The organism is Azospirillum isscasi (assembly GCF_030849505.1).
In the GTDB taxonomy this organism is placed as follows: domain Bacteria; phylum Pseudomonadota; class Alphaproteobacteria; order Azospirillales; family Azospirillaceae; genus Azospirillum; species Azospirillum isscasi.
The window spans coordinates 1-15,715 of the sequence record NZ_JAUJFI010000136.1 but is presented as its reverse complement, the minus strand read 5'-3'; the positions used below and the strand labels follow the sequence as shown (position 1 = coordinate 15,715).

Below are 15,715 nucleotides of genomic sequence, written 5' to 3'. Positions count from 1 at the left end.
CGCCTCGCCGCCTCGTCGCGCCAGTGCAGCAGGGCATCCACGGTGCGGTCGGCCGCAGGACGGGACATTCCCGGCCAGTTCGGCAGGTTGATCATGCTCCGCCCCCAAACGCGCGCCCGGGGGCCGGTTCCGGCATGGAGCTCGTAGCCGGGCAAGTCGGGGCAGGCGTAATCGATCAGCGTGCCGACCTGTATCCCCCGGGCGGCAAGGGCGCGCCGGGCGGAGTGCGGGTCCGCCACGGCGAGGGGAAACACCGAATAGGTCGGGGTCGCGCTGTGGCCGAACACGGCGACCCCTTCGCAGCCCAGGCGTTCCTCATAATGGCGGGCGATGGCGCGGCGCGCTTCGACGCGCGCCTGATAATGGGCAAGCTCGCGCAGGCCGAGCCGGGACTGAAGCCGGGTCGGCCGCACCAGCGCATCCTCGGGCAGGCGCGGCCGGTCAGTTGCATAGTAATATTTGGTGAAACGGTCGAGCAGGCTTGTTCCGTGTTCCAGACGGTCGACGACGGTCAGGGCTGGTTCGCGGAAGGCAAGCCAGGTGGCGAGTCCGTAAAGGAGCAGCCCGGCGCCTTGCGGCAGGGCCGGCGCGAAATGCCGGTTTCGATAGTCCCGGACCGCTTCGTGGACGGTCTTGTCCTTCAGCAGCAACATGCCGCCGTAGAACGTGGACATCATCTTGCCGATGCCGAAGCTGAACAGGGCCGCGTCGGCCCCGGCCGCCTGCAAGCCGTCGGCGTCCTGCGCGCCGAATCCCTGGGCAAGATCATAGAGCACGAAGGCGCCGGGTGCCCGCGCCGCGATGGCGGCGTGGCAGGCGGCGCGGTCGAGCGGATAGCCGAACAGGGGGGTAAGGACGACCATCGCCGTTTCCGGCCGCAGAGCGGTGGCAAGGGCGTCGGGAGAGACGTTGAAATGGTTGATGCCGCTGTCGGCAAAGCGGATCCGGTTTCCCGACAGCACGATGGCGTGCGGCACGACACTGCACGTATAGGCCGGGCAGAGCACCTCCCGATCCGCCCAGCCCAGACCCTTCAGCAGAGCGTACAGGGCACTGCGCCCATAGGGAAAGAACAGGCCGTGGGAAAACCCGAAAGCCTCGGCGAAGGCCCGTTCGAAACGCTCTTCCACGGCGTCGTCGGCCGGCAGCGCCGCCCTCAACAGGGAGGAAAGGGAAAATGGCGGACGCAGGCGCGGAATCATCGCCGGTCTACCGGCTGTAGACGGAATGCAGAAGGCGCAGCCCCATCCGCGTCTTACGGACGAACTCTCCGAACGTCGCCAGGTTCTTCAGTTCACGCGCGATGTAGCGTGGCCGGAAATAGAAACGCCGCACCGCATCGTTGCGGATGGCCAGCATGTCCGCCAGGGTGGCGTTGTTCTCGATGAGTTGGGGCGGCAGAAAATCGGGGGTCGGATGGCGCGCATAGGCGCGCCAGTAATCCTCGGTGATCAGGCCAAGGCGCATCGCCTCGTCATACATTTCCGTCCCGGCATAGGGGATGGTGATGGAAAACTCCGCGTAGTCCGCATCGAGTTCGAGCGCGAATTCCACAGTCCGGCGCATGTCCTCAACGGTTTCATCGAGATTGCCGAACATGAAGTAGGTGAGCACGGTCATACCGGCCTGCCGGGCGGCCTGCACGGCGGCGCGCGCCTGCTCCAGGGTGATCTGCTTGCGCATGCGGTCGACGACCCGCTGCACGCCGGACTCGATGCCGTAATGGATGCGCCGGCAGCCGGCCTTGTGCATCAGCGCCAGCATCTCCGGATCGGCCTTGCTGACCCGGTCGCGCACCGCCCACTCGACGCCCAGCCTGGCGTCGATCAGCTGCTCGCAAATCTCCTTCAGACGGGCCTTCCCCCAGGTGAAGGTGTCATCGTAAATCTCCACCTCTCCGATGCCCAGGGCATGAATCTCCCGAAACTCCTCGACCACGCTGGCGGCGGAACGGGCCAGATTCTTCTGGAAATTGAGCTTGCAGAACGTGCAGCGGTGCGGGCAGCCGCGGCTGGTGATCATGGTCGTGACGTACCGGCCCTTGCTCAACACCGAGCCGTAAGCCTGCACGGGAAGGAGGGTGCGGTCGGGATAAGGCAGACCGTCGAGGTCGGCATGAATATAGATGTGGTCCGGTGCCGGCTTCACGCCGTGGGCCTTGAAATGCAGCCCGGGCATGCCGTTGTCCACGACGCCGTTGGCCACCAGATTGCACAGGAACAGGAATGGCACCTCCCCATCCCCGACGACGACGCTGTCGACGAAAGGAACGTCCAGTGTTTCCTGCGGGTAAATCGCCACATGCGGACCACCGTACGTCAGGTGAACCTGCGGCAGCGCCTGCTTGATCAGTTCACCGACCCGATAGGCGGGATACCACCAGTCGGACCAAGCGGAGATGCCGACCAGGTCCGGCTGGAAAGCGGCGGCCTCGGCGACGAGGTCTTCCGGACTCAGGCGTTGCGCTTGCGCGTCGATGATCTTGACGACGTGATCGGATCGACGCTTGACCAGCGTCGCGACGGAGAGAATGCCGAGCGGGGGTTTGTAGCCGATGCCTTCCCCGCCCTCCTCCACCTGCGGCAGAAGCGAGCGCACCATCCCCGTGGTCGGCGGCTGGATGATCATCACCCGGATCGGCCGGGATGCCTGCGTCATGGCTGGCGAGGAGCTGCTGAAAGCGTTGCGGGCGTTGACGAGAAGCTCTTTCAAATTGCTCATGGACATTTCCCGCTCCGGACACGGCGCCGGCCTGACAGCTTCCGCTCCGGCCCGTTCGCCCTGTCCTCAATTGATCATCCGCGACGCAGAAACTCTGTAGACCATATCCGGCGCCACCAGGACCACCCGGCACACCCTTTCCTCAACGGCGATATCACTCAACAGTGAAGGTGGTGTTTTGCGAGACCGATTGTAATACGTGAGGCTCCCTGCAACTTGCCGACCAGTGCGGAACATTGCGCTACCGCGCGATCTCGTTATCTGATACCGTACCAACCATCAATAAGGTAGCTGCATCGTATCTTATAAACTGGAATTCGTCGGCGAGCCAGAGAGAATATGGCCCAGAGGCTTGACAGGACAGAAAGCCATGGAAACGAACGCCGCAAGCATTGAAGATGTCAAGAATTTCTGGGAAAGACCCCTCCCTTTTTACTGACGAATGCGCGGCAGCGGTCGGTTCTCCGGAGTTTTTTTGCAGAGCATCGGCGGGTGATCATAGAGGAATGCTTGGCCGGGCGCTTTGATGAGGTGTTCGTGCCGCCGGCGGGAAACCGCGGCCTTGTCCTCGATCTCGGCTGCGGGCCGGGGTTCTGGACCGTGGAATTTCCCAACCGGAAACCGGCGGAAAAAATCGTGGCCGCCGACCTGACCGAAGCGGCCCTGCGACTGGTGCGGGAACGGTTGCGTCAGGCCGGGCTGGAGGCGGAAACAAGGATCGAGAACGCGGAGGCACTGACCTTTCCCGACGGCACCTTCGATCACGTGAACTGCCAGGGCGTCGTCCATCACACGCCCGATACGCCGCGCGCCATCGCGGAAATCGCCCGCGTTCTCAAGCCGTCCGGCACCGCCGGCATTTCGGTTTATTACCGCAACGCTCCCCTGCGGAACTTTGACAGGCTGCGCTTCGTCTTCGCGGCTCTGTCACGTCTCGGTTTCGCCATGCCCGGCCGCGGCCGGGAAGGGATCTTCCGGGCTGCCGATTCCGCCGAAGTCGTCCGGCTGTACGATGGCCATGGAAACCCGGTTGGCAGCGCCTATACACGCGCGTAATTCCACGATCTTCTGGCGCCTTACTTCGAGATCGTGGCGACCCTGCGCAAGCGGTCAGCCGACGGCCCCCCGGTTTAAACCGGACAATTGCGTGAGCAGCGCCTCGAACTCCGGTCGCCAGCCGTAATCGCGGCCCAGCGTGTGGGGATGCCACAGCACGCTGGCGATGCCGCGAACGGCCCTGATCTCGCCGATCCAGCGGTCGATCGCGGCGTGGCGCCCGGCACTCTCCAGCAGCGCATAATCGAACAGATGGGAGTCCATCAGGACCAGCGGCATCGCCACGATGGGCAGTGGCGCCGCAGCGGCACAATCCCATGGCTGGACGGCCAGGGCCGCGCCATTGCGAAAGCCTGAGCGGTCGTTGAAGCCCAGGGTCGTGTCGGTCCGAAGCCCGGCGCCGGCCTGCGCCGCCCAGGTCGCCGCCCAGGAAAAACGCAGCCAATGCTGGCGACAGGCCGTGACCGGAGCGTCAAGCGCCTGCTCGACCCGCTCGCGTTCGGCGATCAGGGCGTTCCGGTCGGTCCAGGCATGGAACGAGGGGTGCAAGCCGATATCCCAGCCGCGCGCCGCCAGATCACGGAGCGTGGACGCAAGCGGCAAGGCCATCGGATCATAAGCGGGATCGAGCAGCCAGCGGCTGATCCGTCGCCCCTTGCCGCCGCCGCCATGGACATGAAGGCGTGCCGTCATTCCGTGCCGTGCGACCAGCGTGGCCAAGCTGTCGAGGCCAGCCTCGTCGTTCGGCCCGGCGGCGAAGCGCAACGCGCATCCCAGCCGCCGCAGGCCCTCTCCGGGCTTGCCCCGCCCCAGGGCCCGGACCGCGTTGAACAGGTGGAAGGCCGCTTGCTTGATGCGGATCGCACTCGTCTTGCGGATGGCGTCCAGGTCATGCGTCAGAATGATGTCCGCGTCCGGCAGCGGGCCGAACAGCGCGGCTTCCCCCGCCCCCGCCCGCCGCGCCGCCCATCGCCGCAAGAACAGGGCGATGCGATTGACCCAGGCCCGGTCCCACAGGCGGTCGTCCCATCCGCCCAGGCGCAGGCGGTAGGAATGGATCGGACCGGACACCGCCTCGTGCGCGCGCTCAGCCTGCCCATGCAGGAACCAGGCGACCGCCGAAAACCACGCGGTTCTCCGCCAAAGCGCACCGTCACCCGGCACGATCGCGTCTTCCGGGACCAGCAGGCCGTTCTCCGCCTCAGGGACGCCGAGATCGGCGGCCCAGCCGGGCATCGGCACGGCCACCAGCCGTGGAGGCATGGCCGTTTCGGCCCATTGGGCCGTAGGAACCGGCAGTTCCAGAAGCAGCGATGCGCCGCCCGGACGGCAATAACGCGACACGGCGGCCACTGTGTAATGCCGGACCGCCGCCTCGCTCAGAGGTCGATGAACTGGCGATGCCATAGCTCCAGACACAAGACCCCCCAGAGTTGCCGGCCGAACGCCACGTCGGAGTTCATCACGAAATCCAGCCCGGCAGGATCGAACAATCCCCGCTCGCGGCAACGGCGGCTGCCCAGCACATCCTGGACGAAGTCACGCACCGGTCCCTTGCGCATCCAGTCGGTCAGAGGCACCGGGAAGCCCATCTTGTCCTTTCTTTCCAGGATGGCGTCCGGCAACAGATCCGCGATGGCCTGCCGGAAGATGTACTTGGTCTGGCCTCCCTTGAACTTCACCATCGGCGGCATGCGGGAGACGGACTCGGCGATCCGGGTGTCGAGCAACGGGACGCGCGCCTCCATCGACACGGCCATGCTCACGCGATCCTCGACCTGAAGCAGGGCCGGCAGAAGAGTCTTCAGGTCGAAATGGGTCATCTTGTTGACGTAGGACTGGGTTCCCGGATGATGAAAGATGCTGCGGAACGCCTCGAAGATTTCCGCCCGGCTGAAGCTCGCCCGCGCCTCCTGCGACAGCAGGCGCTCCAGGTCGGGACTGCGGTCGATGAGCCGGAAATAGCGCGCGTCCATCGGCTCGAACAGCCCGTCCTTCCAGAAATGGCTCAGCATCGGGGTGTATTGCTGAAGAAGAGGAAGGTTCTGGATGATCGAGCTGAGGGTGACGACGTGCACGCCCTCTTCCTGGGTCTGGAAGATGGCGCCCTTGAGCGCCTGCTCCAGATAACCGACGATGTAGCGGGCATAACCACCGAAGATCTCATCACCGCCCTGGCCACCCAGAACGACCTTGACCCCCTGCTCGGACGCCAGCCGGCTGACCATGTATTGCGGAAACACACCCGGCCCAGCCACCGGTTCGTCCAGGTGGTAGATCAGGCGCGGCAGCAGGTCGACGAACGACTCCGCATCCGGGACCACCTCCCGGTAGTTGGCGCCCGCCGTTGCGGCGACCAGACGGGCGTAGGGTGTTTCGTCATAGGCCGGCCCTTCCGCAAAACGGCCGGTGAAGACCGGCAGCGGGACGGCGGTGTGGCGGGCGGCCATGGACACCACCAGACTGGAATCCAGCCCCCCCGACAAATAGGCGCCGACCGGAACGTCGCTGCGCATCTGCAGGCGCACACTGTCTTGCAGAAGATCCCGCAGATGGTTGCGGAAATAGGAGTCCGTGTGATCGGTATCGATGTTCCAGTCGAGGTCCCAGAAGGTTCCCCGGGCCGTGATGTCGGCGCCGCGCCCACGGATCCAGGTTCCGGGCTCCAACTTGTTGATCCCCTGGAACAGGGTCCGGTCTCCCAGACAGAACTGAAACGTCAGATACTGCTGCAGCGCTGTCCAATCCGACCGGGCACGGGCATCGGGATGGCTCAGCAGCGCCTTGATTTCCGAGGCAAAGGCGATGCCCCCCCGCACCTGTGTGTAATAGAGCGGTTTGATCCCGAAAGGATCGCGGACCAGCAGCCATTCGCCGGTGGCCTCGTCGGCGAACGCAAAGGCGTACATGCCGTTCAGGGCCGACAGCCCGTCGACCCCGCGGGTGATCAGGGTGTGGAGAAGAACTTCGGTGTCGGATGCGGTGCGCAGCCGCTCGCCCCGCTCCGCCAGGTCCCGGCGCAGTTCGACATGATTGTAGATCTCGCCGTTGTAGGTCAGGGCGTAGCGACCGTCCGGCGAGCGCATGGGTTGGCGCCCCCCTTCGATGTCGATGATGGCCAGGCGCCGGTGGCCGAAGACGAAACCGCGGCCGCTCTCGATCCCTTCGCCATCCGGTCCGCGATGGGCGATGAGCGCCATCATGTCGCGCACCCGGCTGACCGCCGAGGGCGCGTCGGCAGCGGGGCCGACTATGCCACAGATGCCGCACATCGGGTGTGGTCCTTTGTCTCTGATCGGTCGGCGTGATGTTGCCCGGTGTCAATCCGGCAGGGCACGGCCGGGTGTCAACCCGGAACTTTTCCCGAAACCGCCGCGTCTTCCCGCTCGATGAAGTGGCGGACCTTGTTCTGATACGCCCTGCGCCAACCTCCGAACGGCCAATAGTAAAGCAACGTCATGATCAGATACCCAAGGGTCGTGATGCTGGTGATCATCTTGCTTGGGCTGACCTTGCGGTCGTAGCGCAGGACGAAGGGGACTTCACTGAAACGTGCCCCCAGAAGCTTCAACTTCAGAAGCTTTTCCAGGGTACAGGTAAAGCCGAGCCCCTTCAGCTGGATGAAATCATTGCCATAAAAGCGGATGGCCCGGGCGATCGTCTCGGCCCGATAGGCACGGAATCCGCAGGAATATTCACGCACTCCGGGAAGCGGAAAGAACAAGCCCATGAAAAGGTTGGCGGCCCGGCTGACCACGGCCCGGTACCTGCCGACCCCCTCCTGTCCCCCTCCCGGCTGAAAGCGCGAAGCGATGACCACGTCGCAGCCTTGTTCGAGCTTGTCCAGCATGCTGGCGATCACGTCTGGATTGTGGGTGTCGTCACAATCCATGCGCACGATGACGTCGCCTTTGACGGCCAGTTCGGCCGCCCGCTCCATCAGGTCGCGGCAGGTCTCGCCAAGGCCACGGTTGATTTTGTGCTCGATCGTTTCCAACGGATAATGCGCCGAAAGCTCCTTCAGACGCACCGCCGTGCCGTCCCGGCTGCCGTCGTTGCAGACAAGCAGCCGGTACGTGTGGCCGTGTGCGCTCATGAAGGCATGGATACGTCTGAAAAGCGGTTCCAGCGATCCTTCCTCGTTGTAGGCGGGCAAAAGGACGTAAATCATCATGGTGCGGCCTTCAGCAAGTCGAGGATACGAACCGCCGCTTCGCCGTCGCCATAAGGTTGGGCGCCGTCGATGCGCGGAAGAGAGTCGATGTGAGCCCATGCGGCCAGGATGCGTTCGTGATCGGCACCACACAGGCGGTTCCAGCCGAGTTCCAGCGTTTCCGACCACTCGGTCTCGTCGCGCAACGTCAGGCAGGGGACGCGATGGTAGAACGCCTCCTTCTGCATGCCGCCGGAATCGGTGAGAACGGCGCGCGCGGACATCATCAGACGGTGGACTTCCAGATAGGACAGCGGCCCTGTCACCCTCAGCCCGTCGAGCAGGGACAAGGCGTTCCGTTCCTCAAGGATGCGGTGTGTGCGCGGATGCAGCGGCAGAACGACCGGCATGTCGCGGGCCAGGACGCGCAAGGCCGAGAGGATGCTCTCCAGACGTGGTTCGCTGTCGGTGTTTTCCTGGCGGTGCACACTGGCCAGCAGGTAGCGGCGGTTCTCGACCTCCCAGCGGTTCAGCGGGACCTCTTTCAAGACACGCGCGCGTTCATGCAGAACCACATCGTAGAGGATGTCGCCGACCACGTGGACGCCGTCCACAATTCCTTCCCGCCTGAGGGTATCAGCGGCTGCGCCGTTGGGGCAGAACAGCCAGGTCGACACGCGATCCGTAAGAATGCGGTTGATCTCTTCGGGCATGCGCATGTTGCCGGAGCGCAGCCCCGCCTCGACATGCCCGACCGGGATCGCCAGTTTGACCGCCGCAAGCGCGGCGGCCAGAGTGGAGTTGGTGTCGCCATAGACCAACACGCGATCCGGCCGGACCCGCATGAAGCACTCTTCCAGCCGCTCCAGCATCCGGCCGGTCATCGCGCCGTGCCCCAGATCGGCGATGCCGAGATTAATGTCCGGCTCCGGAATGCCGAGTTCACGGAAGAAGACGGCCGACATGGAGTCGTCGTAATGTTGGCCGGTGTGGACCATGACGTTCTGGAAGGCGTCGCCCGCCACCCGCAGGACACGCGTCATTGCCGCAGCTTTTATGAACTGGGGACGCGCTCCAACGACGGTGAGAAGCTTCATGACAGGCTCATCCTTCCTCCGATCCGCAAAGGCACCCTCTTTCGGACCCGCAAGATCCGGTTGAGAGGCCCCCGAATGGCGAGGATACTCGATGGCGGGGTTAAAAAAGCCTAAAACAGAGTCCGCGGTATGGCCCGCGGCGGCTCCATTCGGCAATGATGCGGTGGTTGGCCGGTCCGCAGGCCACAACCTGGCCCCCTCCAGCCGGATCGTTGGGAACAAAATGACCGGCACGCCCAATCCCGAACCATGCTACGGAACATGATCCGACGGCAGGCACCACGTCTTTTCTTGTTCCAGTAAAGGCACCCGGCCCGATGAACACTCCGAACGCCCTGACGCAGCCGGATCCGGCGGCCCCGGCGCCCGAACGCGCAGACACGCCTTACCGGTGCCCGATCTGCCGGCAGCCCCTCATGGTCTCCGCATCGCCGTCGGGCCTGCGATGCCTCCAGCATGGCCTTTTCCCCCTTGTGGATGGAATCCTGTCCTTCATGCCGGCGTGGGACCGGGCCTTCGATCGACATTGGGAAGGCAACCGGGATGCCTCGCCGGCGCCGGCGAAGGAGCGCGCGGCCCGACGCTTTCTGACACCCTTGAGGACCGAGGCGGGCGGTCCCCCTCTGCGCGTGCTCGATGCCGGATGCGGCGACGGCGTGCATGTCGCTGTGTTGAAGGATCAGGGATGGCAAATCTTCGGGCTGGACATCGCACCGGCGGCGCTGACCAACGCGCGGCGAAGGGTCGGTGACGGCTGGACGCCCATCCACGGCGATGTAAGCGCTCTGCCCTTCGCCGACGCCACGTTCGACGCCGCTTTCTCGTTCGGGGTGCTGGCCTACACTCCCGACCCTTGGGCAGGCTTGGCGGAGCTGGTGCGCGTCACTCGGCCGGGAGGATGGATCGGCGTCTGGTTCTATCCGCGGCGCAATGATCTGCCGGGCCGGCTGCTTGCCGCGGTTCGATCCGTGGTCGTCCGGCTTCCGCCGTTCCTGCAAGCGCGCGCCGCGGATCTCATCGTGCCCTTTCTCAGCGTTCTGCCGACGATTTCCGGGGTAAGCCTGGCCAACGCGACCTGGCGGCAATGCCGCGAGGTCGTGCTGGTCAACATTGCCCCCGATACGCTGGCCTTCTTCTCGCCAGCCGAGGTCGAGGCGCGCATGATCGGCTCCGGTCTAGTCGCCATCACCCGCGACGAGGGCGCCCCGATCACCTTGTGGGGCCGGGTGCCGGATGCGCGCCCAGATGACAAGGCCGAAGAATCGCCGGCGGCCGAACCGGAGTGAGGAACGGGCGTCGGGACCACGCCCGTCAACGCGCCCTGGCGCAAGGTGCCGAAGACAAACCCACGCACCAAGCCAGGAATCTTACGGTGTCCCGCCAGCCGAACAGACGGAAGCCGCGTCTGCGAAATTCCCGTTCCTGCTCGGCATTGGGCCAACGAAAATAGCTTGCTTGCGGGCGAGGTTGATGCAGCTTGGGTTCGACCTGCCCGGACCGCGCCAACTCTTCCACGGCGTCCCTCACCATGCGGCCAGCAAGCGTGTTGTTGGCGAGAACATGGGCAAGCAGGGACTCCCTGGTCCGCACGGGAAGATGGCACTGCGCTATCGGCGGCCCGCCATCGATGGATTCATCGATGCGGAACAGCGTTGAGCCGATATGGCTCTCCCCATTCCGCATGGCGTGAAACTCCGCACAATACCCTCCATAGGAGGGCAACAGACTGGAGTGCAGACACCAGGCCCCGTATGTCGCAGCATTGAAGACGTCAGGCTTCAATATCTGCGGGATGCGGACAAGCATCAGATCAACGCGGTTTTGTGAGAGAAGCTCCAGAAATTCAGCGGAGTTGCAATCGGGTATTGGAAGATAAGGGATACCGCGCCACCGGGCCAACCGGGCCAAGGATGCTCCCGCCGCCCCCTGCTTCCGCCGACAGGCCACGGCATCCCGAATTTTAAGGCCAATGTTGAACAAAACCAGAAATGATAAATAAGAAAGGGTTGTCTTGGAAAGCAATTTCAAGGTGTATTTTGCCGATGACGCCAAGCCTCCATACATTCTTGTGCTATGGCCGACAAAAACGACATCGACTTCATTCGACAATAACAAATCATGGAAAATGATATCGCTTGTAGCGTCGTTGTTTCCAATAATGGCAACCCTCATCGTCAAACGCCCCAATGGTTTCCCGACTTCGATTCGTTAGCGGCGGCGGGAAAAGAAACCGGAAAGCCACCGATACCGCAGCACCAACGGTCCGTCGGCCACCGCCCGCACCCGCATGAAGCGCAATCCGGCGTCTGCGAAAGGCCGCACCGTCTCCACCGGCACGGCATGCGTGCCTTGGCGGGCCTGGAAAGCCGGGTCGTAGCGGTAGCGGATCAGGTACTCGCTCCCGGCCCGCGCTTCGATCGTCAGGCAATTGCGGTGGCGGCTCCAGACACAAGGCGGAACGACCACGCTGGTCGATAAAGGCTCGGCCAAGGGCTCGGCCAAGGGCTCGGAATGCCGCAACAGATTCAGCCTGCCGGTGGCCGGCAGTGCCAGAATCCGGCGCTCCTCAGGTGGCATGGACGCGAATTCCAGCGTCCGGATGAGTTCGAACCCGGCACCGTCGATCAAAGCCGCGGTCGTCTCCGCGGTATGGGCGATCACGTAGCGGCATCCCAGACCTTCGCAGAGGTTCCGCATCCCGGCGGCGCTCGTGTCCCTTGCGTTGAAGCGATGGAGAAACGCCGCCCCCAAGGCGGGTTCGAAATATGGCGTCAGTTCGCCGCCGGCGTTCTCGACACCACGGGCCGCCAGCTTCTCGCCCATCCACATCTGGAAAGAGCGGGAAGGATAGTAGCCGACATCCTGGGGCGGTCCCGAACATTCCTCCAGATAGCGGACCGCCCGGCCAATGCCGGCGGGTTCCAGGCCGGCGAGAAAGGCCTGCAATTCAGAGGATCTCGGCTCGGACTGTGGGGCGGTGGAGGGAAAGCGGCGGATCAGGTTCCACAAGGATTTGAGAACCACACGCCAGCCGGCTTCGGGGGATTGAAGATAATAGAGCCGTTCTTCGAGCGCGCTGCGCGCGCCGGTCAGCGGCAGCAATCGATAGGCGAAGGCGAAAAGGGCCGCCACCGCCAGGGAGGAGGCGGCCGACGCAGCGAAGCCGAAGCCGACGGTCAGGAACGCCGCTTCGAAGCTCTGCATGTCGTTGAAGTAGAAAAAACGCCTGTTGAGGTAAAACAGCAGGGTCGCGCTGATTGCGACCACCGCCGTCGCGGCCCAGCGCCCGTTGACCGAAGCCGCCGCGAACAGGGCGGTCAGCAGCATGGCGGCCTGAAAGACGTCGTCCCAGGCAGGCCAGGGCGGAACGCGGCTGGAGGAGCGCTGCCCTTTCACCAGCAAGCCGGGCACCTCGGAGGGCAGGAAGCGCACCATGCGCCAAGCCGTGACGGCAAGGCCAGGAGTCGCTCCGGCCAGCAACGGCAGAAAGTTCCCGCAGAGCACGGCGTCGAGCAGCAGCCCCGGACCGGCAATCAGCGTCGGGGTGGCGGCCGCTCCGAGATTGGCGAGCACCAGCGCCGACCACACCAGCCCGCCGGCTGCGGCATTGCCGTCGAGCAGCAGCATGACGCTCAGCGGAACCAGGGCGTACCAGATGATTTCCGGTTTGCCCATCACGGTGAAGATGCGGGTGACCAGCGGGCTCCCAGCCAGGGCCAGGGCGATGAGGATGCCGGCCAACGGGCCGAACGCCACCCCGCCGCACCCGGCCAGCACCACCGTGAAGGCGAGATAGCCGGCCAAAAGATAAGCGCGGTCGCCCAGCAGGCCGAGCAGCCGGTAGGTCACCGTGTTGTTGAAGATGCGCGGCCCCAAGGCTATGCCGAGCCCGTCGTCCCAAACATAGCCGAGCGGTCCCACCCCAGCCATGTCGCGCGCCAGCTTGCGGTACCAGCCGCGGGCGGCGGCATCGATGGGGTGAAACGCCAGGAAGTCCGGATCGGCCAGCCCCGGCCCGCTTGGCCGCAGGATTGCCACGGTGCGCCACCATGACCACGGGCTCTTGAAGACCAGTGGCCAGACGACGATGCCGATGGCCAGGCTGGCCCCGGCCCACAGCCACGCCCGCCAGCCCGATGTCCCTTCGCTTTTGGTCATGGAACCATATCCGATTTCATCGAGGGTTGCCCATCGTCGGTCACGGCCGTTGTGCCGCGGCACGAACGCGAGGCACCCGGCCCGGCGCTGTTCAGCGCGCGCCCGGACAACTCAGCCGATCCCGAGACGATTGCGCCGTGCCCGGAAACGCAGGCCGATCTCGCGGCCGGTCGCGACGGACTCATAGATGGCCGAGATCAGCTCCAGCGACTTGCGGCCTTCCAAGCCGTCGACCAGAGCCTTGCCGCCCGTGCGGATGCAGTTCACGACGTCATTGAGATAGGCCGTGTGGCCGAAGCCATAGACGTCGGGGGGGTTGGTGCGCGTCGCTTCCGCCGCCGCCTGATCCTCGGGGCGGCTGTCGACGAACTGCCACGTCCGGATCTCGTTGACGGCGAAGCCTCCGATCTCGACCGAGCCCGTTTCGCCCAAGATCGACAGCGATCCTTCCAGATCCTTCGGCCGGGTGGCCGTGGTCGCCTCGACGACGCCGATGGCGCCGTTGCCGAAACGGATGAGGGCCACGCCTGTGTCCTCCGTCTCGATGTCGACGAGCGCGGTGCGCGCCATGGCGTAGACCGATTCGGGCTCGCCCAGGAACCATTCCAGCAGGTCGATGTGGTGGCTGGCCTGGTTGGCGAAGACCCCCCCGTCCTGCGCCCAGGTCCCACGCCAGTCATCCTGGTCGTAATAGGCTTGGTCACGCCGCCAGCGGACCCGCACCGACCCCATCACCAACTTGCCGAAGCGCCCCGCCTCGAACGCTTCGCGCAGCCTGACCACAGGGGGATTGAAGCGGTTCTGTTTGACGACGAAAAGCTTCACCCCGGCGATGTCGCAAGCCCGGATCATGGCGTCGGCGTCGTCCAGGGTCAGCGCCATCGGCTTCTCGACCACGAGGTGCTTGCCATGGGGCGCCAGTTCGATGGCATGGCGAGCGTGACTGCCCGAGGGCGTCAGGATGGACAGGACGTCGATGTGCCGGCCCTCGGCTTCCAGCATCGCTTCCGCCGAAGAGAAGGCCGGTACGCCATAGGTCTCACCAAAGAACCGGGCACGCGCGAAATCGCAGTCGCACACGGCGGCAAGCCGGGCTCCCGCAACCTGACCACCGGCCAGAATCCCGGCGTGTTTACGGGCGATGCGGCCGCAACCGACCAAGGCAAAGCCAAGCAAGGTGCCTCCATGGGACGAACCGGTCCCGGCTGGATCGGGTGGGGAACAGGTGGCCGGCATCCATTGTCCGGAGCAGGCGGCCTTACATGCGCAGCGTCTCGCGCAGGGCGGTGCAGATACGCTCCTGAATCTCGGGCGTGAGATAGGGGTGCATGGGCAGGCTCAGCACCCGCCGGGCCAGATCTTCCGCCACCGGCAGGCCGTTCGGCGCGACGGGACAAGGACGGTAGGCCGTCTGCATGTGTAAAGGCAGGGGGTAGTAGACAGCCGTCGGGATGCCGGCGGCCTTGAGCCGCGCCGCCACGCCGTCACGCCCGTCGAACGCCAGGGTGTATTGCGCCCACACCGGTGCAGCCCCTTCGACCACGGTGGGCGGCTGCACCGTCCCGGCGAGCAGCCGGCCGTAACGGTCGGCGGCGGCTTGGCGAGCGGCAACCTCGTCGGCGAAGATGTCCAGCTTCTCGATCAGCACCGCCGCCTGGAGCGTGTCGAGCCGGCCGTTGATGCCGATGCGGACGTTGTCGTACTTGTGGCTGCCCTTGCCGTGGACCCGCAGGCTTTCCACCACGGCGGCAAGGTCGGCGTCGTCGGTCAGCACCGCGCCGCCATCGCCATAGCAGCCGAGCGGCTTGGCCGGAAAGAAGCTGGTCGCCGTCGCGTCGCCGAGGCCGCCGACCGGCCGGCCATCGAGGCTGGCGCCGAAGCTCTGCGCCGCGTCGGCCAGCAGCTTGAGCCCATGCGCGCGTGCGACGGCCCCGATGCGGCGGTAATCGGCCGGCTGCCCGAACATATCGACCGCGATCACCGCCCGCGGGGTCAGGCCGGCCTTGCGGCTCGTGGCGATGGCCGCTTCCAGGCTGTCCGGGTCGAGGTTGAACGTATCGGGCAGGACGTCGCAAAACACCGGCGAGGCACCGAGCAGCGCCACCACCTCCGCCGTGGAGGCAAAGGTGAAGGTCGGCAGGAACACCGCGTCTCCCGGTTTGATGCCCCAGGCCATGAGGATGAGCAGCAGCGCGTCGGTGCCGCTGGAGCAGGACACGACGTGCCCCACGCCGGCGAAGGCGGCAAGGCGGCGCTCCAGTTCCTTGACCTCCGGCCCCATGATGTACTGGCCGTGATCGAGCACGCGGGCGATGGCTTCGTCAATGCGCGTGCCCAGGCGACGGCGCTGACTGGCCAAGTCGATGAACGGAATGGGACCGGCAGCGGGGTTGTCGGACAGAACGGCTGCTTCGGTCATTATATGATTTCCTCCAGAAGGTCGGGTCCCGTCTCGCGATAGCGGCGTCCGCTCCGCGGGCATACCAGATCGTGGCCGAGCCTTTCGCCATCATGGCTGACCCAGCCGATG

General features: G+C 65.0%; 12 protein-coding genes. 2 read left to right on the top strand and 10 right to left on the bottom strand.

Annotated elements, in window-relative coordinates:
* Positions 1 to 1,202 (bottom strand): DegT/DnrJ/EryC1/StrS family aminotransferase (locus tag QSG27_RS21795; RefSeq protein ID WP_306709820.1); only part of this gene is annotated, 1,202 nt, incomplete at its 3' end.
* A 7-nt stretch (positions 1,203 to 1,209) separates the two neighbouring features.
* Positions 1,210 to 2,721 (bottom strand): B12-binding domain-containing radical SAM protein, encoded by a 1,512-nt coding sequence (locus QSG27_RS21790; RefSeq protein WP_306709818.1) that lies wholly within the window; start codon positions 2,719 to 2,721, stop codon positions 1,210 to 1,212.
* A 510-nt stretch (positions 2,722 to 3,231) separates the two neighbouring features.
* On the opposite strand from QSG27_RS21790, the gene QSG27_RS21785 reads away from it, so the two are divergent.
* Positions 3,232 to 3,777 (top strand): class I SAM-dependent methyltransferase, encoded by a 546-nt coding sequence (locus tag QSG27_RS21785; RefSeq protein ID WP_306709816.1) that lies wholly within the window; start codon positions 3,232 to 3,234, stop codon positions 3,775 to 3,777.
* Between the two features lie 54 nt (positions 3,778 to 3,831).
* On the opposite strand, the gene QSG27_RS21780 is transcribed toward QSG27_RS21785, so the two are convergent.
* From QSG27_RS21780 to wecB, 4 genes are all read right to left on the bottom strand, one after another.
* Positions 3,832 to 5,130, bottom strand: coding sequence for a polysaccharide deacetylase family protein (locus QSG27_RS21780; RefSeq protein ID WP_306709815.1), 1,299 nt, complete (start codon positions 5,128 to 5,130; stop codon positions 3,832 to 3,834).
* A gap of 26 nt (positions 5,131 to 5,156) precedes the next feature.
* Positions 5,157 to 7,049 carry an asparagine synthase (glutamine-hydrolyzing) gene (gene asnB, locus QSG27_RS21775; protein ID WP_306709813.1) on the bottom strand — a complete coding sequence of 631 codons (1,893 nt, stop codon included), beginning with the start codon at positions 7,047 to 7,049 and terminating at the stop codon, positions 5,157 to 5,159.
* A 74-nt stretch (positions 7,050 to 7,123) separates the two neighbouring features.
* Entirely contained in the window at positions 7,124 to 7,951 is an 828-nt protein-coding gene (locus QSG27_RS21770; RefSeq protein WP_306709811.1) for a glycosyltransferase family 2 protein, read from the bottom strand.
* Entirely contained in the window at positions 7,948 to 9,027 is a 1,080-nt protein-coding gene (gene wecB / locus QSG27_RS21765; protein WP_306709809.1) for a non-hydrolyzing UDP-N-acetylglucosamine 2-epimerase, read from the bottom strand. The genes QSG27_RS21770 and wecB overlap by 4 nt, the downstream gene beginning before the upstream one ends.
* 317 nt (positions 9,028 to 9,344) lie before the next feature.
* Here wecB and QSG27_RS21760 point away from each other — a divergent pair, with 317 nt between their 5' ends.
* Positions 9,345 to 10,313, top strand: a complete 969-nt coding sequence (locus QSG27_RS21760; protein WP_306709807.1) for a class I SAM-dependent methyltransferase — start codon at positions 9,345 to 9,347, stop codon at positions 10,311 to 10,313.
* A gap of 25 nt (positions 10,314 to 10,338) precedes the next feature.
* On the opposite strand, the gene QSG27_RS21755 is transcribed toward QSG27_RS21760, so the two are convergent.
* From QSG27_RS21755 to QSG27_RS21740, 4 genes are all read right to left on the bottom strand, one after another.
* Positions 10,339 to 11,199, bottom strand: coding sequence for a formyltransferase family protein (locus tag QSG27_RS21755; protein WP_306709806.1), 861 nt, complete (start codon positions 11,197 to 11,199; stop codon positions 10,339 to 10,341).
* A 36-nt stretch (positions 11,200 to 11,235) separates the two neighbouring features.
* The gene (locus QSG27_RS21750; RefSeq protein WP_306709805.1) at positions 11,236 to 13,185 is read right to left on the bottom strand and encodes a hypothetical protein; all 1,950 of its coding nucleotides are present in this window, start codon (positions 13,183 to 13,185) and stop codon (positions 11,236 to 11,238) included.
* A gap of 111 nt (positions 13,186 to 13,296) precedes the next feature.
* Positions 13,297 to 14,361 (bottom strand): Gfo/Idh/MocA family protein, encoded by a 1,065-nt coding sequence (locus QSG27_RS21745; protein WP_306709803.1) that lies wholly within the window; start codon positions 14,359 to 14,361, stop codon positions 13,297 to 13,299.
* A gap of 82 nt (positions 14,362 to 14,443) precedes the next feature.
* Positions 14,444 to 15,604: a DegT/DnrJ/EryC1/StrS family aminotransferase gene (locus QSG27_RS21740; RefSeq protein WP_306709801.1), complete on the bottom strand. Its 1,161-nt coding sequence runs from the start codon at positions 15,602 to 15,604 to the stop codon at positions 14,444 to 14,446.
* Positions 15,605 to 15,715 lie beyond the last annotated feature (111 nt).